Source organism: Campylobacter sp. FU_520 (assembly GCF_025772385.1).
Taxonomy (GTDB): Bacteria; Campylobacterota; Campylobacteria; order Campylobacterales; family Campylobacteraceae; genus Campylobacter_D; species Campylobacter_D lari_C.
In genome coordinates, this window is record NZ_JAKMRZ010000005.1 from 37,208 (window position 1) to 59,780 (window position 22,573).

The 22,573-nt window shown below is 29.0% G+C and carries 26 protein-coding genes; 18 read left to right on the forward strand and 8 right to left on the reverse strand.

Features of this window, described 5'->3' with window-relative positions; all coding sequences use genetic code 11:
* Nucleotides 1-9 precede the first annotated feature (9 nt).
* The 15 genes from L8W55_RS02845 (at nt 10) to L8W55_RS02915 (ending at nt 10,337) form a co-directional block, all read left to right on the forward strand.
* Nucleotides 10-516 carry a DUF3972 domain-containing protein gene (locus L8W55_RS02845; RefSeq protein ID WP_039618600.1) on the forward strand — a complete coding sequence of 169 codons (507 nt, stop codon included), beginning with the start codon at nt 10-12 and terminating at the stop codon, nt 514-516.
* Nucleotides 513-1,373 carry a glycine--tRNA ligase subunit alpha gene (gene glyQ, locus L8W55_RS02850; protein WP_263677246.1) on the forward strand — a complete coding sequence of 287 codons (861 nt, stop codon included), beginning with the start codon at nt 513-515 and terminating at the stop codon, nt 1,371-1,373. The genes L8W55_RS02845 and glyQ overlap by 4 nt, the downstream gene beginning before the upstream one ends.
* Nucleotides 1,363-2,088 (forward strand): Nif3-like dinuclear metal center hexameric protein, encoded by a 726-nt coding sequence (locus L8W55_RS02855; RefSeq protein WP_263677248.1) that lies wholly within the window; start codon nt 1,363-1,365, stop codon nt 2,086-2,088. Before glyQ ends, L8W55_RS02855 begins: the two co-directional genes overlap by 11 nt.
* 11 nt (nt 2,089-2,099) lie before the next feature.
* On the forward strand, nt 2,100-2,819 hold the full coding sequence (locus tag L8W55_RS02860; protein ID WP_263677249.1) for a zinc ribbon domain-containing protein: 720 nt from the start codon (nt 2,100-2,102) through the stop codon (nt 2,817-2,819).
* Nucleotides 2,816-4,000, forward strand: a complete 1,185-nt coding sequence (gene waaA / locus L8W55_RS02865) for a lipid IV(A) 3-deoxy-D-manno-octulosonic acid transferase (protein WP_263677251.1) — start codon at nt 2,816-2,818, stop codon at nt 3,998-4,000. The genes L8W55_RS02860 and waaA overlap by 4 nt, the downstream gene beginning before the upstream one ends.
* Entirely contained in the window at nt 3,981-4,733 is a 753-nt protein-coding gene (locus L8W55_RS02870) for a pseudouridine synthase family protein (protein ID WP_263677252.1), read from the forward strand. Before waaA ends, L8W55_RS02870 begins: the two co-directional genes overlap by 20 nt.
* Nucleotides 4,734-4,797: 64 nt before the next feature.
* The gene (gene ffh / locus L8W55_RS02875) at nt 4,798-6,135 is read left to right on the forward strand and encodes a signal recognition particle protein (RefSeq protein WP_263677253.1); all 1,338 of its coding nucleotides are present in this window, start codon (nt 4,798-4,800) and stop codon (nt 6,133-6,135) included.
* 71 nt (nt 6,136-6,206) lie between these two features.
* Entirely contained in the window at nt 6,207-6,434 is a 228-nt protein-coding gene (rpsP, locus tag L8W55_RS02880) for a 30S ribosomal protein S16 (protein WP_012661702.1), read from the forward strand.
* A 2-nt stretch (nt 6,435-6,436) separates the two neighbouring features.
* Complete coding sequence (locus L8W55_RS02885) at nt 6,437-6,682, forward strand: KH domain-containing protein (protein WP_012661701.1); 246 nt, start codon at nt 6,437-6,439, stop codon at nt 6,680-6,682.
* Nucleotides 6,672-7,196, forward strand: coding sequence for a ribosome maturation factor RimM (gene rimM, locus L8W55_RS02890; RefSeq protein ID WP_263677254.1), 525 nt, complete (start codon nt 6,672-6,674; stop codon nt 7,194-7,196). Before L8W55_RS02885 ends, rimM begins: the two co-directional genes overlap by 11 nt.
* Nucleotides 7,193-7,897: a tRNA (guanosine(37)-N1)-methyltransferase TrmD gene (gene trmD, locus L8W55_RS02895; protein WP_263677255.1), complete on the forward strand. Its 705-nt coding sequence runs from the start codon at nt 7,193-7,195 to the stop codon at nt 7,895-7,897. The genes rimM and trmD overlap by 4 nt, the downstream gene beginning before the upstream one ends.
* 11 nt (nt 7,898-7,908) lie before the next feature.
* Complete coding sequence (rplS, locus tag L8W55_RS02900; protein ID WP_012661698.1) at nt 7,909-8,265, forward strand: 50S ribosomal protein L19; 357 nt, start codon at nt 7,909-7,911, stop codon at nt 8,263-8,265.
* Nucleotides 8,266-8,267: 2 nt separating this feature from the next.
* Nucleotides 8,268-8,621: a cupin domain-containing protein gene (locus L8W55_RS02905; protein ID WP_263677256.1), complete on the forward strand. Its 354-nt coding sequence runs from the start codon at nt 8,268-8,270 to the stop codon at nt 8,619-8,621.
* 52 nt (nt 8,622-8,673) lie between these two features.
* Nucleotides 8,674-10,014 carry a class II 3-deoxy-7-phosphoheptulonate synthase gene (locus tag L8W55_RS02910; RefSeq protein WP_263677258.1) on the forward strand — a complete coding sequence of 447 codons (1,341 nt, stop codon included), beginning with the start codon at nt 8,674-8,676 and terminating at the stop codon, nt 10,012-10,014.
* The gene (locus L8W55_RS02915; protein WP_263677260.1) at nt 10,008-10,337 is read left to right on the forward strand and encodes a Spx/MgsR family RNA polymerase-binding regulatory protein; all 330 of its coding nucleotides are present in this window, start codon (nt 10,008-10,010) and stop codon (nt 10,335-10,337) included. Before L8W55_RS02910 ends, L8W55_RS02915 begins: the two co-directional genes overlap by 7 nt.
* Here the strand turns inward: L8W55_RS02915 and L8W55_RS02920 are convergent, their stop codons facing one another.
* The 8 genes from L8W55_RS02920 to fliP are packed head-to-tail and all read right to left on the reverse strand — an operon-like array spanning nt 10,338 to nt 19,366.
* A complete protein-coding gene (locus L8W55_RS02920; RefSeq protein ID WP_263677262.1) occupies nt 10,338-13,352 on the reverse strand; it encodes an efflux RND transporter permease subunit in 3,015 nt (1,004 codons plus the stop codon).
* A gap of 2 nt (nt 13,353-13,354) precedes the next feature.
* Nucleotides 13,355-14,095 carry an efflux RND transporter periplasmic adaptor subunit gene (locus L8W55_RS02925; protein ID WP_263677263.1) on the reverse strand — a complete coding sequence of 247 codons (741 nt, stop codon included), beginning with the start codon at nt 14,093-14,095 and terminating at the stop codon, nt 13,355-13,357.
* On the reverse strand, nt 14,092-15,048 hold the full coding sequence (locus L8W55_RS02930; protein WP_263677264.1) for a TolC family protein: 957 nt from the start codon (nt 15,046-15,048) through the stop codon (nt 14,092-14,094). The genes L8W55_RS02925 and L8W55_RS02930 overlap by 4 nt, the downstream gene beginning before the upstream one ends.
* A 22-nt stretch (nt 15,049-15,070) precedes the next feature.
* Nucleotides 15,071-15,349, reverse strand: a complete 279-nt coding sequence (locus L8W55_RS02935; RefSeq protein WP_263677265.1) for a TolC family protein — start codon at nt 15,347-15,349, stop codon at nt 15,071-15,073.
* A gap of 35 nt (nt 15,350-15,384) precedes the next feature.
* On the reverse strand, nt 15,385-15,957 hold the full coding sequence (locus tag L8W55_RS02940; RefSeq protein ID WP_263677266.1) for an anthranilate synthase component II: 573 nt from the start codon (nt 15,955-15,957) through the stop codon (nt 15,385-15,387).
* Nucleotides 15,954-17,702: a bifunctional anthranilate synthase component I family protein/class IV aminotransferase gene (locus L8W55_RS02945; protein WP_263677267.1), complete on the reverse strand. Its 1,749-nt coding sequence runs from the start codon at nt 17,700-17,702 to the stop codon at nt 15,954-15,956. The genes L8W55_RS02940 and L8W55_RS02945 overlap by 4 nt, the downstream gene beginning before the upstream one ends.
* Nucleotides 17,703-17,710: 8 nt before the next feature.
* Nucleotides 17,711-18,622: an AEC family transporter gene (locus L8W55_RS02950; RefSeq protein WP_263677268.1), complete on the reverse strand. Its 912-nt coding sequence runs from the start codon at nt 18,620-18,622 to the stop codon at nt 17,711-17,713.
* A gap of 9 nt (nt 18,623-18,631) precedes the next feature.
* The gene (fliP, locus tag L8W55_RS02955) at nt 18,632-19,366 is read right to left on the reverse strand and encodes a flagellar type III secretion system pore protein FliP (RefSeq protein WP_012661688.1); all 735 of its coding nucleotides are present in this window, start codon (nt 19,364-19,366) and stop codon (nt 18,632-18,634) included.
* 137 nt (nt 19,367-19,503) lie between these two features.
* On the opposite strand from fliP, the gene glmU reads away from it, so the two are divergent.
* The 3 genes from glmU to L8W55_RS02970 are packed head-to-tail and all read left to right on the forward strand — an operon-like array spanning nt 19,504 to nt 22,573.
* Nucleotides 19,504-20,796, forward strand: coding sequence for a bifunctional UDP-N-acetylglucosamine diphosphorylase/glucosamine-1-phosphate N-acetyltransferase GlmU (gene glmU / locus L8W55_RS02960; RefSeq protein WP_263677269.1), 1,293 nt, complete (start codon nt 19,504-19,506; stop codon nt 20,794-20,796).
* A complete protein-coding gene (gene coaBC, locus L8W55_RS02965; RefSeq protein ID WP_263677270.1) occupies nt 20,793-21,956 on the forward strand; it encodes a bifunctional phosphopantothenoylcysteine decarboxylase/phosphopantothenate--cysteine ligase CoaBC in 1,164 nt (387 codons plus the stop codon). The genes glmU and coaBC overlap by 4 nt, the downstream gene beginning before the upstream one ends.
* Nucleotides 21,953-22,573 carry a hypothetical protein gene (locus L8W55_RS02970; protein ID WP_263677271.1) on the forward strand — a complete coding sequence of 207 codons (621 nt, stop codon included), beginning with the start codon at nt 21,953-21,955 and terminating at the stop codon, nt 22,571-22,573. The genes coaBC and L8W55_RS02970 overlap by 4 nt, the downstream gene beginning before the upstream one ends.

Here is a 22,573-nt window from a genome sequence, read left to right on the forward strand (position 1 = left end):
GGAGCATATATGCAAACTTACTTGGAATTAAAAGAATTTTGTCAATTAGTGCATTTATCTGAAGATGTTGTAAAAGGAATGATGGCAAATGGTGCTTTAAATTTCAAAGAAGAAGAGGGTAAAATTTATATAGAAGCCAACCAAGGAACTTTTAGTGTGGTGCCTATGAGTTCAAAACAACCTGCTATGGTAAACTCTATGACTTTAGCAGGAGAAAGTTTTGTAGAAAAAACCATAGGAACTATTTTAAATTTACATGAAAAAGTTCTTGATGCTAAGGATGAGACCTTAGAAGCTTTAAAGGGTGAGAATAAATTTTTAAAAGATGCTCTTTATTCTATGCAAGAACTTTACGATGAGGATAGAAAAACCATAGAAAATCTTAACGAGCAACTTAAATATGCGCGTAATGAAGTAGAATTTCTAAAAAGAAAATATAAAATGATGTGGAATAAAACAGTAGAATTATATGCAAATTCGCCTGAAAAGCCAGAAGAAATAAAGGAAGAAAAATGACCTTTTCTCAAATGATATTAAATTTACAAGAATTTTGGCAAAAGCAAGGTTGTGCTATTATGCAACCTTATGACTTTCCAGCAGGTGCAGGGACTTTTCATCCGGCAACTTTTTTAAGAAGTTTAGGAAAAAAACCATGGGCAACTGCTTATGTAGCACCAAGTAGAAGACCAACTGATGGAAGATACGGTGAAAATCCTAATAGACTAGGTGCTTATTATCAATTTCAAGTTTTGATTAAACCAAGTCCTGATAATATCCAAGAATTATACTTAAAAAGTTTAGAAAATTTAGGCTTTGATTTAAAATCACATGATATTCGTTTTGTTGAAGATAACTGGGAAAGTCCAAGTTTAGGTGCTTGGGGTTTGGGCTGGGAAGTTTGGCTTGACGGTATGGAAGTGACACAATTTACTTATTTTCAGCAAGTTGGCGGTATAAGCGTAGATTTAGTAAGTGCTGAAATTACTTATGGTTTAGAAAGACTTGCAATGTATTTGCAAGATGTAGATAATGTATATGACATAGTATGGAATGAATTTAACGGCGAAAAAATTACTTATAAAGATGTCCATAAGCAAGGTGAGTTTGAATTTAGTAAATATAATTTTGAGATAAGTGATGTTAAAACTTTAAATATACAATTTGAAAATGCTTATAATGAGTGTAAAAATGCACTAGAAGCAAAGCTTGCTTTACCCGCATATGATTATTGTATGTTAGCAGCACATACTTTTAACTTGCTTGATGCAAGAGGGGCTATTTCAGTAACTCAAAGACAAGATTTTATGCTTAAAATTAGAGAATTATCTAAAAACTGTGCTTTGGTATATAAAGAAAGTTTAGATGAAAATTAAAGAAATTTATGATTATTTGGATACTATTAGTCCATTTAATACGCAAAGTTCATGGGATAATAGTGGCTTATTACTTGGAACTTTAGATCAAGAAATAAATCAAATTTATCTTGCTCTTGATGTAGATATGCATTTAGTTGAGAATGCACGTGAAAATTCGCTTTTTATAGTTCATCATCCTTTAATTTTTAAAGGTTTAAAAAATTTAAGCGGAGTGCTTTATCCGCAAAATATTCTTACTAAAATGATACAAAAAAATATAGCCTTAATTGCTATGCATACGAATTTTGATTTAAGTCATTTAAATGCTTATTTTGCTAATGAAATTTTAGGTTTTAAAATCAAAGAGCAAAATGAGTTTTTAATTTATTGTGATGTTGATTTTAAATTTAGTGATTTAATTACTCATGTGAAAAAAAAACTAAAGCTTGACTGTATAAGAGTTGTAAATGCAGGTAATGAGAAAATTAAAACTTTAGCAATATGCACAGGCAGTGGGGGAGATTTGATTTCTAGTGTTAAGGCAGATTGCTTTTTAAGTGGAGATTTTAAATATCATCAAGCTTTGGAAAGTTATCACAATAAACTTAGTTTGATTGATACAGGACACTATGAAAGCGAATCTTGTTTTAGTGAAATTTTAGCAAAAGATTTGCAAAAATTTCATTTAGAAGTTATAATATCAGTTTCAAAAAATCCATTTCAATATTTTTAAGGAAAAATTCAATGAATAAATACCTAGAACAACTTATAACTTTATCACAAATTGATAAAGAACTTGATGGTTTTACAAATAAAGTAGAAGATGCTACAAAAGATTTAAAAGAAAAGCGTAGTTTGCTTGATAAAACTGAAGAGGAAATTGCTAGTTTTGAGAAAGATATTAAAGATATAGAAAATCAAAAAATTCAAAACAATAACCATATTGCAGAATTTGGTATAAAAATCAAGGAAATAGCTAAAAAAAGTGCTGCAGTAAAAACTGAAAAAGAAGCAAATGCTTTAAAAATTGAAGAAGATATAGCTAAAGAGCAACTTGATGCAGCAAATGAAGAAATAGAAAGATTAGATAAAATTTTAGAAAATAAAGAAAAATTCATACAAGAATTACAAGCTAAAAGAAGCGAACTTGAAAATGAAGTGGACCAAATTGATGCTCAAACTAAAGCTGTATTAGTAGATATTGAAAAAGATAGATTACAAATTTATGATAAAAAAGTTAAACTGATGGGTGAAATAAATCAAAAAGTTTTAACTTTTTATGAAAAAATTAGAAAATGGGCGGGAAATAGTGCTGTAGTTCCTGTAAAAAAACATGCTTGTTATGGCTGTTTTATGAGAATTTATGACAAAACTTATTTAGCTGTTTTAAAAGGCGATGAAATCGTAACTTGTCCACATTGTGGAAGAATTTTATACAAAGAAAAAGAAGAAAATCAAAATTGATTTTTTTTTATTATATTTTTGCTGCGATTATATATGTAATTGCAGCTCCTTTTTTGTTGATTTTAAGTTTTTGTAAGGAAAAGTATAAAATATCATTAAAATCAAGATTTTTTCTTTACAAAAATTTAAGGCAAAAGCAAGGTGATATGTATTTTCATGCTTGTTCTTTTGGTGAGATTAAAAGCCTTATTCCTTTAATAAAACTTTTTCCAACTTGTAAAATTTCAACCATCACACAAACTGGATTTAATGAAGCTTTAAGACATTCTAAAAAAGTAAATTTTTTACCATTTGAAATTTTCATACCTTTTTGGATGAGGTCTTGTAAAGTTTTGGTTATTTTTGAAGCAGAGCTTTGGCTTATGCTTGTATTGATGGCTAAATTTCACAATGCAAAAGTGATTTTGTTAAACGCTAGGATTAGTGATAGATCTTTAAAAAATTACAAGCGTTTTAGTTTTTTTTATTGTTTGATTTTTAAATATATTGATGTTGTATTTGCACAAAGTCAAAAAGACAAAGAAAGATTAGAATGTTTGGGTGCTAAAAATGTTATAGCATATAAGAATATCAAAGCTAATATAAAACAAGAGCAAGTGAAAAGCTATTCCAAACCTAAAGCCAGGATTATTATATTTGCTAGCACACATGAAAATGAAGAGCAATTATTGCTTGATGAAATTAAATTAGAAGAAAATGATAAATTGATTATTGCCCCAAGACATCCGGAGCGTTTTGGCGAGGTTGAGGTAATTTTAAAAGATTTTTGTCAAAAAAACCACTATAATATGCAAAAATTTTCAGACTTTACTTTAAGTGAAAATGATTTTGCAAATTTTTTTAATACCAAATGTTTATTGCTAAATACTTTAGGTGAGCTAGAAAGTTTTTATAAGATTAGTGATGTGGTTTTTTTATGTGGCTCTTTCATAAATAACATAGGTGGGCATAATCCTATAGAAGCAGCTAGATGGAATAATATTATTATCTCAGGGAAATATTTTTTTAATCAAGAAAGTTTATATCAAGAAGTTGATGGTTTATATATTTGCGAGAGTGTAAAAGATATAAATAATTTTTTAAAACAAAAATTATCACAAGCACAACTTAAAGAACAAAGTGATTTAAGTGAAGTTATATTAAGTATAAAAGAAGGTTTAGATGCAAGAAAAAGCTTATAAATTGCTTGCAATGCAAGAAAAAATTTCTAATAACGCAGCAAAAGATTTGATTGATAAAGGCTGTGTTTTTGCTATGGGTAGAAAGGTTGTTATAGCTAGAGCTTTGATGAGTTCAAAAACAAGATTTGTTGTGCAAAAAATCAAGAAAGCAAAAATACTTTTTGAAGATGATAAAATCATAGCTTTAAATAAGCCTTATGGAGAGATTAGTGAGAATTTAGAAAGTGTTTATAATGCTAAATTAATTAATAGACTTGATAAAGAAACAAGTGGGGTTTTGCTTTTAAGCAAAGATGAGGAATTTAGACTAAAATGTATTCAAGAATATAAAAAGCAAAATGTTTATAAAAGTTATTTAGCTATTGTTGATGGAGTGATTGCTGAAGAACTTGAAATTTGTGAAAAAATAACTACTATAAAAAATAAAACTGGAGCCTTTAGTAAAATCGATAAATTTGGCTTAGAAGCTCATACCCAAGTTATACCCTTAATGGTAAATGCTAAAAAAACCTTAATAAAAGCAGTCATTAAAACAGGTAGAACACATCAAATTAGAGTACATTTAAATCATATAAAACATGGTATTATCGGTGATGAAAAATATGCAAAAATTAGTTCATCAAGAATGTATTTACACTCTTATGAAACGCATATTTTTGATTATCAATTTAAAGCCTTACTTGATGAGAGCTTCAATGCTTATGGTTTTGAAATAAAAAATTTAAATTTTTAAAGGCGTTTAAAGCTAAAAGGGTTTATAATTTAGCTTTTTAAAATTTTAATAAAGGGAAAATAAAGTGTTTGAGATAGTTAGTGAGTCATTTAAATCCGCAGTTAATAAACTTCGTTTTGTTGATGATGAAAAAGCTTTAAAAAATGCTCTTGACACTTTAAAAAAAGCCCTTTTAAAAGCAGATGTACATCATAAAGTTACTAAAGAACTACTTACTTTAGTAGAAAATGATGTGAAAACTAATGGTATAGGTCAAAAACAATTTTTAGATTCAATTAAGAAAAATTTAGAAGAAATTCTTAGTGTTAAAGGTAAAAATCAAGGTTTTGTATTTGCTAGTAAACCACCTACAGTTGTTTTGATGTGTGGTTTGCAAGGTGGTGGTAAAACTACTACTACAGTAAAAATTGCTAATTACTTAAAACTAAGAAATAAAAAAGTACTAATTGCTGCATGTGACTTACAAAGATTAGCTGCAGTAGAACAGCTAAGACAACTTACCCAAGCTAATGAGCTTGATTTATTTTTCATAGAAAATGAAAGTATTCCTTTAAATGTGGCTAAACAAGCTTTAGAAAAAGCAAAAAATTCTATGTATGATGTTTTACTTGTAGATACTGCCGGCCGTTTAGCAATTGATACGGCTTTGATGAATGAGCTTAAAGAAGTAAAAGCTATTTTAAATCCTGATGAAGTGTTTTATGTAGCTGATGCTATGAGTGGTCAAGATGGAGTTAAAACTGCAAGTAGCTTTAATGAAGCTTTAGAAATTACAGGGGTTATTTTAAGTAAATTTGATGCAGATACTAAAGGTGGTGTTGCACTAGGTATAGCAAAACAAATTGGTGTGCCTTTAAGATTTATTGGTGTTGGTGAGAAAGTAGCTGATTTAGAAGTGTTTATCCCTGATAGAATTGTTAATCGTATCATGGGCGAGGGTGATTTAGCGACTTTGGCTGAAAAAACTGCAGCGATTATTGATGAAAAAGAAGCAAAAAAACTTAATAAGAAAATTAAAAAAGGTGAATTTAATTTTAATGACTTTTTAAATCAAATGGAAAGTGTTAAAAAGCTTGGTAGCATGAAATCAATCATTGGTATGATACCTGGTTTATCGTCCATGGCAGCAAATATTAAAGATATTGATTTGGATAATTCTAAAGAAATTATTCATATTAAAGCAATGATTTCATCGATGACACCAAAAGAAAGAGAAAATCCTGATTTGTTAAACAATGCAAGAAAGCGTCGTATTGCAGAGGGGGCTGGTTTATCTCAAATGGAAGTAAATCGCTTTTTAAAACAATTTAGTAATGCAGCTAAGTTGGCAAAGAAATTTTCAAACAAAAAAGGAATGGAAAACTTTATGAATATGTTGCAGCAAGCTAAAAGACCGCAATAATTAAAGCTTTTTTATGGATATATGAGTTAAAATATCTATAACAAAATTTTAATTTTTTTAGGAGTATTAAAATGACAGTAATCAGACTTACAAAAATGGGACGTAAAAAAAGACCATTTTATCGTATAGTTGTAACTGATAGTAGAAAAAGACGCGATGGTAGCTGGATAGAAAGCATTGGATATTACAATCCTATGGTTGAGCCTGAAGTGGTAAAATTTGATGCTGAGCGTTTAGCTTATTGGAAAAGCGTAGGTGCTAAATTAAGCGATAGAGTAGCAGCTATTACAAGCAAATAAAAATGGTTGAAAATTTTTTAAGAGAATACGCAAAATTAATTGTTGATTTTCCTGAAAAAGTTGATATACAAAGACAAAATTTAGAAAATAATTTTGCTGAAATTATCATTTATGTCGATCCATCTGATACTGGTAAGTTGATCGGAAAAAATGGAAAATTAATCAACGCAATAAAAACAGTCATTATGGCTTATAAAGTTAAAGATGCAACTTCATATCGTATAACGGTAAAAGCCATTGAAGAATGATTTAGTCCAAGTTGCTAAACTTGGGAAAAGTGTTGGTTTAAAAGGTTATGTAAAATTACATAATCTTAGTGATTTTTATGAGCAGTTTAAAATAGGTGCTAAATTTTTTGATATTAATCAAAAAATTTACACCATAAAAGCTTTTGATAAAACTAGATCTTTAGTTTTATTTGAAGGCTTTGAGAGTGTTGAGACTGCCAAAATCTTAACTAATATTACTCTTTTTCAAACTATTGAAGCCACAAAAGAAACTTGTAAATTAAAAAAAGATGAATATTTTTATTTTGATATAATTGGATGTGATGTTTTTGAAAATGAGCAAAAACTAGGTGTAGTTGAAGACATTTTAGAAAGTGGAGCAGGATTTTTATTTTGTATAAAATGCGATGAAAAACTGCAGACAAAGGTTAAAAACTTTTATATTCCCTATGTTGATAAATATATTCAAAAAGTTGATGTAGAAAATAAAAAGATATTCACGCAATCTGCTTTAGATATTTTAGAAAATTCATGAAATATACTTTTGTAAGTTTATTCCCAGAGCTTATTGAACCTTATTTTCAAACTTCTATTTTAGCAAGAGCAAAAGAAAAAGGGATATTAGAATTTGCTTTTGTTAATCCTAGAAATTTTACCACAAACAAGCACTTTAAAGTAGATGATTATAAAATAGGAGGAGGTGCAGGGCTTTTGCTACAAGCTCAGCCTTTGTATGATTGCTTAATGTATATTAAAAAGCAAGATAAAAATGTTCATTTTGTTTTTCTTTTACCTTGTGCTAAGACTTTTAAACAAACTGATGCTAAAAGATTAAGCAAGAAAGATCATATTTGCTTTGTAAGCAGTAGATATGAGGGTTTGGATGAGCGTATTGTGGAAGAATTTGCTAATGAGGTATTTTCTATAGGTGATTTTATACTTACAGGTGGAGAGTTAGCGTCTTTGGTGATGTGTGATGCTATTAGCAGAAATATTCAAGATGTTCTTGGAAATAGCGAAAGCTTAAGTGAAGAAAGTTTTGAAAATGACTTATTAGAGGCCCCATCGTTTTCTAAACCTTTTATTTTTGAAAAGGAAAATGAAAAATTTTATGTGCCTTCAGAGTTTTTAAAGGGAAATCACGCTAAAATCACAGCTTTAAAAACTACTTTGGCGTCTTGCAAAACGAAATATTTTCGTCCTGATTTGTATCAAAAGCATGAACGCAAATTTTAAGGAATATCGTTATGAAAAATAAATACATTGAGCAATTTGAGCAAAAACAAATTGAAGGTAAAAATGTTCCAGAATTTCGTGCTGGAGATACTTTAAGACTTGCTATTCGCATTAAAGAAGGCGATAAAACAAGAATTCAAAATTTTGAAGGTATTTGTATAGCACGTAGAGGAAATGGTGTAGATGAAACTTTCATCGTGCGCAAAATAGGTGCTAATAATGTAGGCGTTGAAAGAATTTTCCCTATTTATAGTGAAAGTTTAGAAAGTATTACAGTATTAAGAAGAGGTCGTGTGCGCCGTGCTAGATTATTCTACCTAAGAGATAGAAGAGGTAAGGCTGCTCGTATTAAAGAACTTAAAAAATAAAAGTGAAATTTAGAACTCAAATATATGAAGTAATTTCTTGGGAACAAGAAATTCAAAACGGCATTAATATATCTAAGAAAATAGAAAATGCTTATGCTAAAGAAATCTGCATAACTATGTCAAAAGATAGCTTTATGAAAGATCATAAAGCACCTTTTGATATTACCATACAAGTATTAAAAGGCTCCATTGATTTTGGAGTTTTAGATCAAAAAATTCTACTTAAAACGCTAGATAGTATAAGTTTAAAAGCTCATGAGATTCATAATCTTTTAGCACTAGAAGATTCTATAGTACGCTTAACTTTGTATAAGCAAGATAGTCTTGAGCGTGTTGAAAGTGTTTTAAAATCTTAATTTAAGCCTCATTTTGTATAATTTTAGCTTACTAAAATTAGGAAGTTAAGCTATGAAATGGACTAAAGATTCTTGGAAAAATTATAAAATTCAGCAACAGCCACAATATCCTGATGAAAATGAATTACAAGATGTTGTTAAAAAATTAGAAAAACTACCACCGCTTGTTTTTGCAGGTGAGGTGGATAAGTTAAAAAAATCCCTTGCTAAGGTTGTAAATTCTCAAGCATTTTTACTCCAAGGAGGAGATTGTGCGGAGAGCTTTGTAAATTTTGGCGCTGATAATATAAGAGATATGTTCAAAGTTATGCTTCAAATGGCTATAGTACTTACTTTTGCAGGATCTTGTCCTATCGTTAAAGTAGGGCGCGTTGCAGGGCAATTTGCAAAGCCAAGAAGCAGTGATCTTGAAGAAGTTGAAGGAGTAAAGCTTCCAAGTTATCGTGGGGATATTATTAATGGTTTTGAATTTAATGAAAAATCAAGAATAGCCGATCCTAAAAGAATGCTAGAAGCGTATTATCAAAGTGCTACAACTTTAAATTTATTAAGAGCTTTCTCAAGAGGTGGTTTAGCGGATTTAAGAGTAGTACATAAGTGGAATTTGGGTTTTTTAAAAAAGGCAGAGCTTGGGAGAAAATATGATGAACTTAGTGAAAAAATCACTCAAGCCTTAGCCTTTATGCAAGCTTGTGGCATTACCGATACTCCAAATCTTTCTCAAACAGCCTTTTATACTTCTCATGAAGCCTTGCTTTTGCCTTATGAGGAAGCTTTAACTAGGGTAGATAGTTTAAGCGGGGAAATTTATGATTGTTCAGCACATATGCTTTGGATAGGTGAGCGCACTAGAAAGGCAGATGAAGCACATGTGCATTTTTTAAGTGGAGTAAAAAATCCACTCGGTGTTAAGCTTAGTGCTAATTATGATTTAGATGAGATTAAAAAGCTAGTAAGTATTTTAAATCCGCATAATGAAGCAGGAAGATTAAATTTCATCATCCGTATGGGATGCGATAAGATAGAAAAAGCCTTACCAAAATTATTTAAAGAGTTAAAACAAGAAGGATTTAATATACTTTATAGCATAGATCCTATGCATGCAAATACGGTTAAATCGGGTAATTTTAAAACAAGAGAATTTGATAAAATCATCCAAGAAGTGCGCGCGTTTTTTGAGATAGCTATGAGCGAGGGAGTGTATCCTGGTGGGGTACATTTGGAAATGACAGGGCAAAATGTAACAGAATGTGTGGGAGGCTCTTTAAATATCACTCAAGAAGAACTTTCTAAACGCTATGAAACACAATGTGATCCAAGATTAAATGCTGATCAAGCTTTAGAATTAGCATTTATCATAGCAGACTTAGTTAAAAAGGCAAGAAAATGTTAAAATTTTATGGTATTAAAAATTGCAATAGTGTTAAAAAAGCTATGGATTATTTAAATTCTAAGCAAGTTGAATTTGAATTTTTAGACATTAAAAAGCTAGATGAAGAAACTTTGGATTTTTGGCTTAGTAAAAGAAGTGTTTTAGAGCTTGTAAATACAGCGGGTATGAGTGCTAGAAAATTAGGCTTAAATAAAGAAAAACTCCAAAATTTAAGCCAAGATGAGATTAAAGTGATGATTTTACAAAATCCAACGCTTATAAAACGCCCATTAATCATAAAAGATGATGAAGTTTTTATAGCTAAAGAATATGAGAATTTTTAATTAAATTTTCTCTCTTTGGTAGATTTTTTTAATTTTTACATCTAAATTGTGAGCAAATTTAAATAAAGCTGGCACTACTAAAAGTGTAAGTAAGGTTGAGCTAATAAGACCAAATATAATAGCAATGGCCATAGGAGAATTTCCTTCAAAGCCAGAACCCCTTGAAAGTGCTAGTGGAAGCATGGAAAAAATCATCGCAAAAGTTGTCATTAAAATAGCTCTTAAACGACTTTTTCCTGCATAAATTAGTGCTTTTTCTACTTCCATACCTTCATCGCATTTTTTATTAGCTACATCTACTAATAATATAGCATTTTTTCCTACCATTCCAAAAAGCAAAATAATAGCTACAAGTACAAATAAAGAAAAGTGATTTCCTGTGATAAAAATTCCAAAACAAGCTCCACCAAAAGCCAAAGGCATGCTTATCATGATGATTAAAGGAAGTATTAAACTTGAATACAAAGAAGCAAGGATTAAATAAATCAAAATCATCCCCAAAGATATAGAAAACAAAAACCCACTAATGGTATCATCTAAAAAGTCCAAAAAACCAGAATAAGCAAAAGATAGGTTATTTTTTCCTAAAATATAAGCTAAATTGGACTTAAAAATTTTTCTTACTTCACCTAAAGAAATGTTTTCTATGCTTGAAGTGAGTTTTATACTAGTAGTTTTATTGTGTCTGTTAATTAAAGAAAGATCTTTTTTATAAGAAAAGCTAGCAATACTAGCAAGTTTTATACTTTCATTGTTATGATTTTTAAGTTCTATTAGCTCTAAACTAGTTGGATTTTGCTTAAAAGCTTCATCAAAGCTAAGGATAATTTCATCTTTAAAATTTTTATAATCCATATTTCCAACGCTTAAATTTCCAAAGGAATAAGCCAAGACATAAGCAAGTTCTTGGGGGTTAATACCAAGTTTAGCAGCTTTTTCTCTATTGATGTTAATAGCAATTTCTTCTTTTAAATCCCCTTCATTATCATCTATAGCAACAAAACCTTCGTGTTTTGAAAACACTTCTTTCATTCTATCAATGGCTTCTTTTATTAGCTTTAAATCATCACCTAAAATTTGAATTTGAACCGGATCTTCAATGCCTGCTCCTTCTATTTTAGGGAGTTCTAAAACTTTTATCTTTAAGTCTTCATAGGAGTTTAATTTTTCTTGAAAAAGGCTAATAAGCTTAGGTTGTCTAAATTTTCTTTCATTTAAAGGTTTTAATTTTACATAAATTTTTGCTTTTTTAATTTCTTTTGCGTCATTATATCCTATAAGTAAATATGCATAAGCAACACTTGGATCTTGCTTTATATTTTCATATACTTTTAAACTTTTTGCTTTCATAGCTTCTAAAGATAAGTCGTTTTTGCTTTCTAATAAAACTTGTATTTCACTATCTTCTTCTATAGGTAGAAAATCTAAGCCTATTTTAGGAGCTAAAGAAAAACATAAAATAATTACAACAAGCGTTGATAGGATAAATTTAATTTTATTAGCTAAAACTTTATAAAGTAGCTTTTCATAAAATAAGTCAAGTTTTATAAATAAAAATTCACTTTTTTTATAAAATGTGCTTTCGCTAGTATTTAAAAATCTAGCACTTAAGGTAGGTATTAAAAATACACTTACAAGATAGCTTATAATCACACCAGAAGCAACGCTGGTAGCTAATACATTAAAAAATAAACCAGGAACTGAATTCATATAAGCAATAGGTATAAATACACACAATAAAACCGCACTAATGCTTAAGACGCTAAAGCCTATTTCTTTGATCCCTTCAAATGAAGCTTGTAAAGGAGGAAGTGTTTTTGCTTTTTTGGCTATACTTTCAATGATGACTATAGCATCATCTATAAAAATTCCTATACTTAAAGTAAGAGCTATGATGGTTAAGCGATTAATATCATAACCTAAAAGATTAATGAGAAAAAAACTAGAAATAATTGAAGTTGGCAAAACAATAAAAGCTAAAATAGTCGCACTGATATTTCTTAAAAATACATACACTATTAAAAGTGTTAAAATCACACCAAAAACCATATCAAAAATAACCTGATTGATATGTTTTAAGATGTTTTGGCTTTTATCATAAACTATTTTAATTTCTATTTCATTGCCTGCTATTGTTTGTAGTGTTTTTAAGGAATTTTTGATATTTTCTATAACTTTTAAGGAGTTATAACCAGAAATTTTATTAAGCTCAAGTAATACCCCATCTTTTGTATCAAGCATTGCAAACTGCTTTTGATCTTCTAAACCATAGCTAATATTTGCTATATCTTTTAAAAATATTCCACTAAAAATGCGTATATTTTCTAACTCTTTTAAATTTTGTGCTTCAAAATATCCTTTGATAGTGAAATTATTTTTTGAATTTTCAAACTCACCTAGATATTGTTTAAAATTATGGCTTTGGATGATTTTAGCTACATCAAGTGCATTAATGTGGTATTTTTGTAAGGCATTAGGCAAGAGTTTGATTTGAACTTGTGGTTTTAAAAAGGCTATATCATTGATCGTTCCAACTCCTGAAATTTTTTGTAAAAATGGTTTTATATCATTGTTAATCTTACGCATAAGTTTTAAATGATCTTTGGAGCTTAAAAATAATGATACAACAGATCCTGCATCAGGGGATATTTTTTCTAAGGTTGGCTTTGCTGGAAGATTAATAGTGTTAAGTTTATCTCTAATATCATTTGCAGCTACTTCTAAGTTTTTGCCTAATTCAAATTCAACAACAGAAATAGAAAAATTATTATAACTTGTAGAATTGATATTTTTTATTCCTTGTACATCTGAAATTGCATTTTCTATTTCTTTGGTTATTTTAGATTCTATGAATTTTAAATCTCCATTAGCGGTTGTGGTAATTTTAATCAAAGGAATATCTACTTTTGGATAAAGATTAATGGGCATACTAAAAATAGAAAAAGTACCAAAAATCACCAAAGCGATAAAAAACATCAAAACAGCAATAGGATTATTAATAGCAAAACGATACAAGATTAATCCTTGGTAATGATTTTTCCTTCTCCAAAAGAACCTGGAGTAAAGTTTAAGGCCTCAACTTCTGCATAAATTTTTCGTGTTTTTATGTCTATACTTGGATAAATAAGTGTGATTTTACCTTGATATTCTTTTTCATTTGAGTCTATTTTATAAATAAAAATATCATCGATTTTTACCTTGTCTTTAAATTTTTCATCAAAACTTAAAAGCAATTTTACTTTTGGATAAGAAAAAAAATCAAATAAAACATGAGAAATTCCCCTAGCTCCATCGCCTATGTCGATATATTTGTTAGAAATAATCCCATCATAAGGTGCTTTTAGAGTTTTTTTATCAATTAAGTCTTTGTAATGTTGTATATTTAAAAAGGCTTTTTGTTGCAAGCTTTGTGCTTTTTGAAACTCAAATAAAATATTTTCATAACTTTGCTTATCTATAACTTCTTGTACCTTTTTAAATTTTTCTAAAGAACTTTTAGCATGTTCTAGTGTAAGAGTGGCAAGTTTGTATTCATTTTGTGCTAATTTTAAGGCTATTTGCTCGCTAGAATCTTCAAGTTTAAGTAAAACTTGATCTTTTTTTACCTTATCATTAACATTCACATAAATTGCCTTAACTATACCAGCACTTTGCAAGGATAATTTTGATTGATTTTGTGCGAGCACATCAAAACTAGCATAAATTTCTTCAGCTTTTAAAGCGAGTAGAGAAAATAAAATTAAAAATACCAGTTTCATTCTAAAACCTTTGTTTTTATATCAATTCCAGCTGTAAAATAATACCTTGCTTTTGTGATTTCATGTTCATTTTTAGCTAGTTCAAGCTGACTTTGACTTTTGTATTTTAATTCTAATGCATTTAGGTATTCTACATATGAGCAAAGTCCTGCGGTGTATTTTTTCTCAATAGCCTCAAAAGCTAAGTTAGCTGCTTTGAAACTTGCATTTAATGCTTTTATTTTAACTTTAGAAATTTCAATTTCTTGTAAAAGATTATCTAGTTCTATATTTACTTTTCTTTTAGTTTTTTCAAGCTCTAATTGAGTGATTTTACTTGTATATTTTTGAGCTTCTAAGGCTTTTTGATTAGCGCCAAAATCAAAAATTTTCCACTCAAAAGCTAAAATAAAACGATTGCTTTGCCCATGTTCTTTTAGAAAGCTTTCGCTTGTTGATTTTAGCTCATGCGGTAATTTAGGATTGTAGTTCATATCATAAAAACTAAAACTATTTTGTAAAAATATTTTTGGAAACAACTCAGCTCTAGCAGAGTCTATTTTTAAATTTTCTAAATTTAATTTTTCTTGCATAAGGGCTATTTCATAGCTTTTGTTTTTTTCTACACTTGGTTCTTGTAAAATATTTTGAAAAGAAGGCGTAAAATGCGTTTTACTAAGATTATAAATTTCATTTTTTAATTCATATAGTTTTAATTCATTTTGAGCTAATTCATAAGAGCTTAATTCAAATTTTGCTCTTATGCTCTCAAGCTCACTTTGGCTAGCAAGTCCAGCTTGGTAAAAATTTTCTAAGCGCTTGAGTTGATTTTGCAGAGTGATTTCTTTTTGTTTATCGCTTGCTATAATACTTTCTAAGCTAAGATAATTAAAATACAAAACACTAGCACTAAGTGCCATATAATTTGCCATGTTTTCTTTTTCAAGATGAGCAAGTTGTTTTAGACTTTGCATGCTAGCGATTTTTGCTTCTCTATTACCCCCCATCAAAAAGTAAAAATTTAAGTGAAAGGGTGCTCATTAGACTTTCTTGGGGTTCTATGATAAAGCGATCTTTGTTTGAGCCAAGATAAGAAACACCTAAATGTAAACTTGGCAAATAAGCATTTTGCACGCTTTCTTGTTCTAAAATACTTTTTGAAAATTGGAGTTGCTTTTGTAAGTAATTTTCATTGTTTAAACTTAAATCTATAAATTCTTTAAGATTATTAGCTAGCAAAAATAAGGGCAAGAAAAGTAAATATAAAATTTTCATTTTTAAACTTTTTGTTTTATTATAGAAAATATAACTTAAAGTAATGATAAAGCAAGAAAATTTTTAAGTAGCTTTTTGCCATTTTGACTTAGTATGGCTTCTGGGTGAAATTGAACTCCATAAATGTCGTATTTTTTATGTTTTAAAGCCATGATGATATTATCTTCACTTTGGGCTAAAATTTCACATTTTTTACCTATATGACTAACATAAAGAGAGTGATATAAACAAATTTTAAAATTTTGTTCAAGATTATTAAAAAGTGGATTTGGTTTAAATTTTATAGTTTTTACCTTACCATGAGTTGGATTTGGAAGTTTAGAAATTTTACCACCAAAAACATGTGCTATGCATTGGTGTCCTAGACAAATTCCAAGAATTTTTTTATCTTTTTTAAAATATTTTATAGCTTTTAAGCTTAACTTTGATTCTTTTGGAGAATTTGGTCCAGGGGAGATTAAAAGATGGGTAAAATCATATTTTTTAAGCTTTTTTGGATTTTTAAATTGATCGTTTTTAATGATTTTATAAGTAATGTTTAATTCTTTTAAATAAAAGGCTATGGTGTAGGTAAAAGAATCATAATTATCTATAATCAAAACTTTCACAAAAACACCCTTTTTAAGCCTCTTAAAGAATTAATAGCATAAATTTCTTTAGCATTTAAAAGCTCATTTTTAGCGATATCTTTTTCCTTGATGAGCTTATGTTTTAAGAGTGCTTGTCTATAAATACCATTGAGGCAGTTTTTAGCATAAGGAGTAAAATATTTGTTGTTTAAATTTATGATAATATTAGTTCTTGAACCCTCACAAAGTATGCCTTTTTCATCAAAAAAAACCATATCATAGCAAATATTTTCTTTCCATAGATGTGAATTTGCTTCATATAAACTACGCAGAGATGTTTTATGGTGTGTTAAAAGATTTATTTTTACGATGTCTTTACTTATGAGTAGTTTTTTGCTTGAATTTTCTTGTATATTGTTAAAATCAAACTCATAAAGGCCATTTTTGAAAAGTTTTAGTTTAATAGCTTTTGAACCTTTTTGAGTAAAATTACTTTTTGTAAAAAAATGATGATGGTTGAAAACAAAATTATTAAAATTTTGTAAAGATTTACAATGGAATTTTTTATCTTTACTCTCTAGTATATTTTTAAAATCATGTATTAATCTTTGAGTATCAAAGCCAAAAAAATTAGCTGAGTTTAAAATTCTTTGTAAATGTTCTTTGAAAAATAAAATAGAATGATTTTTATAATACATTGTTTCAAACAAGTAAAAGTTGGGTTCTAAAATTTTGCTTTTTAGTTTTAATTCTTCAAATTCATCTTGTTTTTGTGAGTCCCACACAAGTCCACTTCCTACACTATATCTTAAAAAATCATCATTATTTTTTTTCTCTAAAGTGCGTATAGCTACGCTAAATTTTGCTTTGTTTTTATGGATTAAACCTATAGCTCCACAATAAATTCCGCGTTTTCTTTGCTCTAAATTTTCTATAAGTTTGATGGTTTCTATTTTGGGTGCACCTGTGATGGATCCACATGGAAAAAGGGCTTTGAAAATTTTAAAATAATCATTTTTTTGCTTTAATTTTCCGCTTATTTTTGAAATGAGTTGGTGTAGGGTAGGGTAGGTTTTAACCTTAAAAAGTTCGCATTTTAAAGAATGTTTTTTGATGAGTTTTGAAATATCATTGCGTAATAAATCAACTATCATTACATTTTCGCTAATGGTTTTTTCGTCACATTTTAAAAAGTTTTTTAGATTTTCATCTTCTTTTGGATCATTTGAGCGTTTGATTGTACCTTTCATGGGTTTTGTGATGATTTTTTTATTTTTGATTTTAAAAAAAAGTTCAGGTGAAAATGAAGCTAGTTCTAAAAATTCATTTTTCATATAAGCTTTATAAGGGGTATTTTGCTTAGGATAAAGGCTTAAAAAACTCTCATACACATTAAGATTTGATTGTAAGTGTAGTTCTTGAGTAAGATTAACTTGATAACTTTGACCTTTAGCTATGGCATCTTTGACTTTGTCAAAGTTTTCAAAATACTTTTCTTGATTTAAATTAGATGAAAAGCTTGGATAAAAGTCTAAATTTTTTTCTTCGTTTGCAAAGATTTTTTTTGATTTAAAAGCAAAAAAATATAAAAAAGGCTCTTTGCTTTTATAATTTTTATCTTCTAAATATTTATAAAATTCATATTGAATATAACCTAAAAAATAATATTGATTTTTATATTTTTCTATGGTTTTAAAAGCTTTTTTACTTTCTTTTTGAGTATAGGCTTTAAGGGTAAAGGCAAGATCATTATAAAGATATTTTCCAAAGATAGCAAATGCCATTTATATCCTTAGTTTAATAAATATACCCAAATAGGTAAAGAAATAAAGGCAAAAACTATACCAAAAGCCACAGAACTAACTGCTAAATTCGTATCAAGTTTTGCTTTCATAATCATAGCTGCAACCATTGTCATAGTAGGCATAGCTGATTCAAGTAAGGCGATGATAGAGCTAGGATTTAATTTGAAATTTAAAAGCTTTAAAAGCACTAAAAAGATTAAAGGTGTGAGTATCATTTTACCAAAAATGACTATTATAGTTGCTTTATAAGAAGTTTTTATACTTAAAAAGCCTAAATTTAAACCTATGGCAAAAAGCGCTATAGGTGTGGCACTAGCTCCAAGCATACGCAAAGGTTCAAAGATAAAATCAGGAAGTGCAGTAAACTTAAAACAAAGTCCTAAAATCAAAGCAACAAAAGGTGGAAAAGTAAAAACTTTTTTAAGATTTTGTAAAAAGCTTACTTTTTGCTCGCTAGCTAAAGAGATGATAAAGGGAGCAAGCAGTGCCACTGGCAAAGAAGTAGCAAGCGCATCATAAAGGATAATCTCGCCTAAAAAATGAGGATCTTGATAAATTCCACTAATGATAGGTATACCTACAAATAAAGTATTTCCAAAACTAGAAAGTAAAAAAATACTTACAAGAGTGCTTTTGCTAAATTTAAAGCAAAGAGCTAAAAATACACAACATAATGCTGAAAAAATAGCACAACCCAACCCAAGCAATATAATAACAATCAAAGAAAAATCAAAATTTAAATGATAAGCACGCTCAAAAATCAAGCAAGGCAAGGCAAAAATAATAGCAAAATCTAAAAAAGCACGCGCTTGTTTTTGTTTTAAAATTTTGATTTTTTTAGCAAAATATCCACCAAAAAGCAAACAAAATATACTAAATAAGGAAGAAAAAATATACATTTTATTCTGCTAGGTTAAAAAGCTTTTGACTAAATTTTGTATGAGTAAATTCCATCCATCTACAAGCACAAATATCAAAAGTTTAAAAGGCATAGAAATCATAACAGGAGGTAGCATCATCATACCCATAGCCATTAACACCGAGCTTACTACCATATCAATAACCAAAAATGGCAAGAAAAGTAAAAAGCCTATTTCAAAAGCAGTTTTAAGCTCGCTTATCATAAAGGCTGGCACTAAAACTGTTAAAGGCACATCATCTATGGTTTTTGGATTTTCTAAATTTCTAATCCTATAAAAAAGCGCTAAGTCTTTTTCCCTGGTGTTTTTTAGCATAAAATCTTTAAAAGGCTTAACACCTTTAGCAAAAGCTTCTTCATAACCTATTTGTTCAGCGATATAGGGTTTTATACCTTCGTTGTATGATTTTGTAGCCACAGGCTCCATAATGAAAAAAGTTAAAATCAAAGCTAAGGTAACCAAAATAGTATTTGGTGGCATAGTTTGAGTGCCAAGAGCTGTTCTTAAAAAAGAAAACACTACAACAAGTCTTAAAAAAGAAGTCATTACAAAAACAATGGTAGGCGCAAGAGCTAGTATGGTTAAAACTATGACTATATTTAGGGTTGTTACGAGTTGTTGTGGGCTATTTGGAGCACTAAGACTTAAATTTACAGTTGGTATGGTTGCTTCAGCGCCTAAAAGAGCCAAGCTTGATAAAAATAAAGCTAGTAAAACCCTCAAAATATTTCCTTGGTTAAAATTAAAAGCGTTATTTTAGCAATTTTACTCTTAAAAGAATAAAAATGATTTTATAAAAAATAAGAATTTTTACTTTAGCTTGTTAAAATAAGCAATAATTTTTAAAACAAAGGTAAATTATGAAAATTTCTGTGCTTATTTTGGCTGCTGGACTTGGCACGCGTATGAAATCACAAAATCCAAAAGTGCTTCAAAAAATTTGCTCAAAAGCAATGATTTTACATATTTTAAAACAAGCATATAAAATTAGTGATGATGTATGTGTGGTGCTTTCTCATCAAAAAGAAAAGGTTGAGCAAGTTGTTTTAGAGCATTTTCCAAATACACGCTTTTTAGAGCAAGACTTGCAAAATTTTCCAGGCACTGCAGGAGCTTTAAGGGGTTATGAGAGTAAGCATGAAAAAGTTTTGATTTTATGTGGTGATATGCCTTTAGTTAAAGCAGATGATTTGGAAAAAATAGCTTTAAATGAGAGTGATTTTAATGTGGCTGTTTTTGAGGCAAAAGATCCAAAAAGTTATGGAAGAATAGTATTAAAAGAAAATAAAATTCAAAAAATAGTAGAAACAAAAGATGCAAGCAAAGAAGAACTTGCTATAAACATCTGCAATAGCGGTGTTTATGCCATAAAAGCACAAATTTTAAAAGAAGTATTGCCTTTGATAAAAAATAATAATAAAGCTAAAGAGTATTATTTAACCGATGCGGTTTATTTAGCAAAAGAAAAGGGCTATGAAATCGATGCGGTGTTTGTAAATGAGCAAGATTTTATGGGGGTAAATGATAAAGTAGAGCTTTGTCTAGCTCAAGATCTTATGCAAGAAGCGATTAAAAAAGAATGGATGAAGCAAGGGGTGATTTTTCACATGCCTGCGACGACTTTTATTTCAGATGAGGTTGAGTTTGTAGGCGAGTGTGAAGTGTATGAAAATGTGCGTATAGAAGGAAAATCAAAAATCATTAATTCTATCATTAAAAGCTCAAGTGTGATTGAAGATAGTATAGTAGAAAATAGCGATGTAGGGCCTTTAGCGCATTTGCGTCCAAAATGCCAGCTTAAAAATACCCATATAGGAAATTTTGTAGAATGTAAAAATGCTTTATTGAATGGAGTTAAAGCAGGACATTTGAGTTATTTGGGTGATTGTGAGATAGATGAGGGAACTAATATAGGTTGTGGTACTATCACTTGTAATTATGATGGGGTTAAAAAGCATAAAACCAAAATAGGTAAAAATGTTTTTGTAGGTTCAGATACACAATTTATCGCTCCGGTTGAGATAAAAGATGAGGTAATCATCGCAGCAGGAAGCACCGTGTGTAAGGATGTAGAAAAAGGTTCTTTACATATCAATAGGGCAAAGACGCAAATTATAGAAGATTTTTACTATAAAAAACTAGGTAAAAAATGAAAACAATCTTACTAGCAGTAAGTGGAAGCATAGCCTTTTATAAAGCTTATGAGCTTATTTCTTTATTAAAAAAAGAAGGTTTTAGGGTTAAAGTTTTGCTAAGTCAGGGAGCTTTAAAATTTGGCACTAAGCTTAGCTTTGAAGCCTTAGTGGATGAAATTTTATGTGAAGATAATGAAAGTTGGCAAAATACTAATAATCATATAGCCTTTAGTAAGACTTGTGATTGTGTGCTTTTTGCACCTGCTAGTATAAATTCTATCAATAAATTAAACTATGGTATGGCGGATAATTTATTTATTCAAACTTTAATAGCAGTAGATAAAAATAAACCATTTTTAATTGCACCCGCTGCAAATACAAACATGTATTTACATTTTAGCACTCAAAGTTCTTTAAAAAATTTAAAAGAGCAAGGCTATATTATCATTGATCCTATAGTTAAAACCCTAGCTTGTAAAGATGAGGGTTTAGGAGCTTTGGCTGAGCTTGATAGCATTATAAATGCTTTAAAAAGAAGCTTAATGCAAGAAGATTTTTTTAAAGATAAAAGTTTTATTGTAAGCGGTGGTGGAACTAAAGAAAAAATTGATGATGTAAGATGTATTAGTAATTTTTCAAGTGGAAAAATGGCAAAGGCAATTGCTGATGCCTTGTATTTTTTAGGTGCTAAAGTAGTGTTAGTTAGCTCAGTAGAGTTTAAAGCACCTTATAAATTAGAAAAATTTGAATCTTCTTTAGAATTAAAAGAAAAATTGCAAAAATATAAAGATTTTGATGCTTTAATTATGGCTGCTGCTGTGAGTGATTTTACTCTTGAGGCTTACAAGGGTAAGATTAAGAAAAATGAGCATTTAAACGGACTTGATTTAAAATTAAAGCTGAATGAAGACATCTTAAAAAAATTAGATTTTAAAGGCAAAAAAATAGGCTTTAAAATGGAATTTGATGCGCAAAATGCTTTAGAAAATGCTAAAAAATCTTTAGTTAGTAAAAATTTAGATATGGTGTGTTTAAATGTCTTAAATGAGCAAATGAACTTTGGAAGTGATGAAAATAGCATTTGTTTTATTACTAAAGATAGTATTTCTCAAAGTTTTAAACAAAGCAAAGAAAAACTTGGTTTTATTTTAGTACAAGAATTAAGGAAACTTTGGTGAATATCATCAACTCAACCTTACCTGTAAGAATGCAAATTTTAGAAAAACGCGCATATAACCGCTATGTATTGCTTTTAAACACTAAAAAGCTTGAAACAAAAAGTTTGATAGAGCTTGAAGTAGGGGAGGAGTATTTAGCTGAAGTTTATGAAGATAAAGGCGTGATTTCTTTTAAAAATCTTTTGAAAAAGCCTAAAATTAGACTTTTTGAAGAGGGAGCTGAACTCATAGAAAAACTTTTGCAAGAAGGTGATGAAAAAGCTTGGTATAAAAAATTCATTATTCAAAGGCTTATGGAAAGTAAAAGCGCGTATGAGTTTGAAATTTATAAGGAAATGTTTTTTGCATTCTTTGAAGGAATTTATCATATACCTTTTGTTTATGAGGGAAATAGGGCTTTGTTTGAAGCTAAGAAAAATGGAAATATTTTAGAGGTGTATTTGTATTTTGAAATTTTTGGTGCTTTAAAAATTATAATTGATAATGGTAAAATCACGCGCATACAAACACCTTTTGCTAAAGTAGCGCATTTTTTAAATGAGTATTTTAAATTTGAAGTAGTTAATACGCTTAATCCTATGTTTGTTTTTAAAAGATTGATGGATATAAAGGGATAG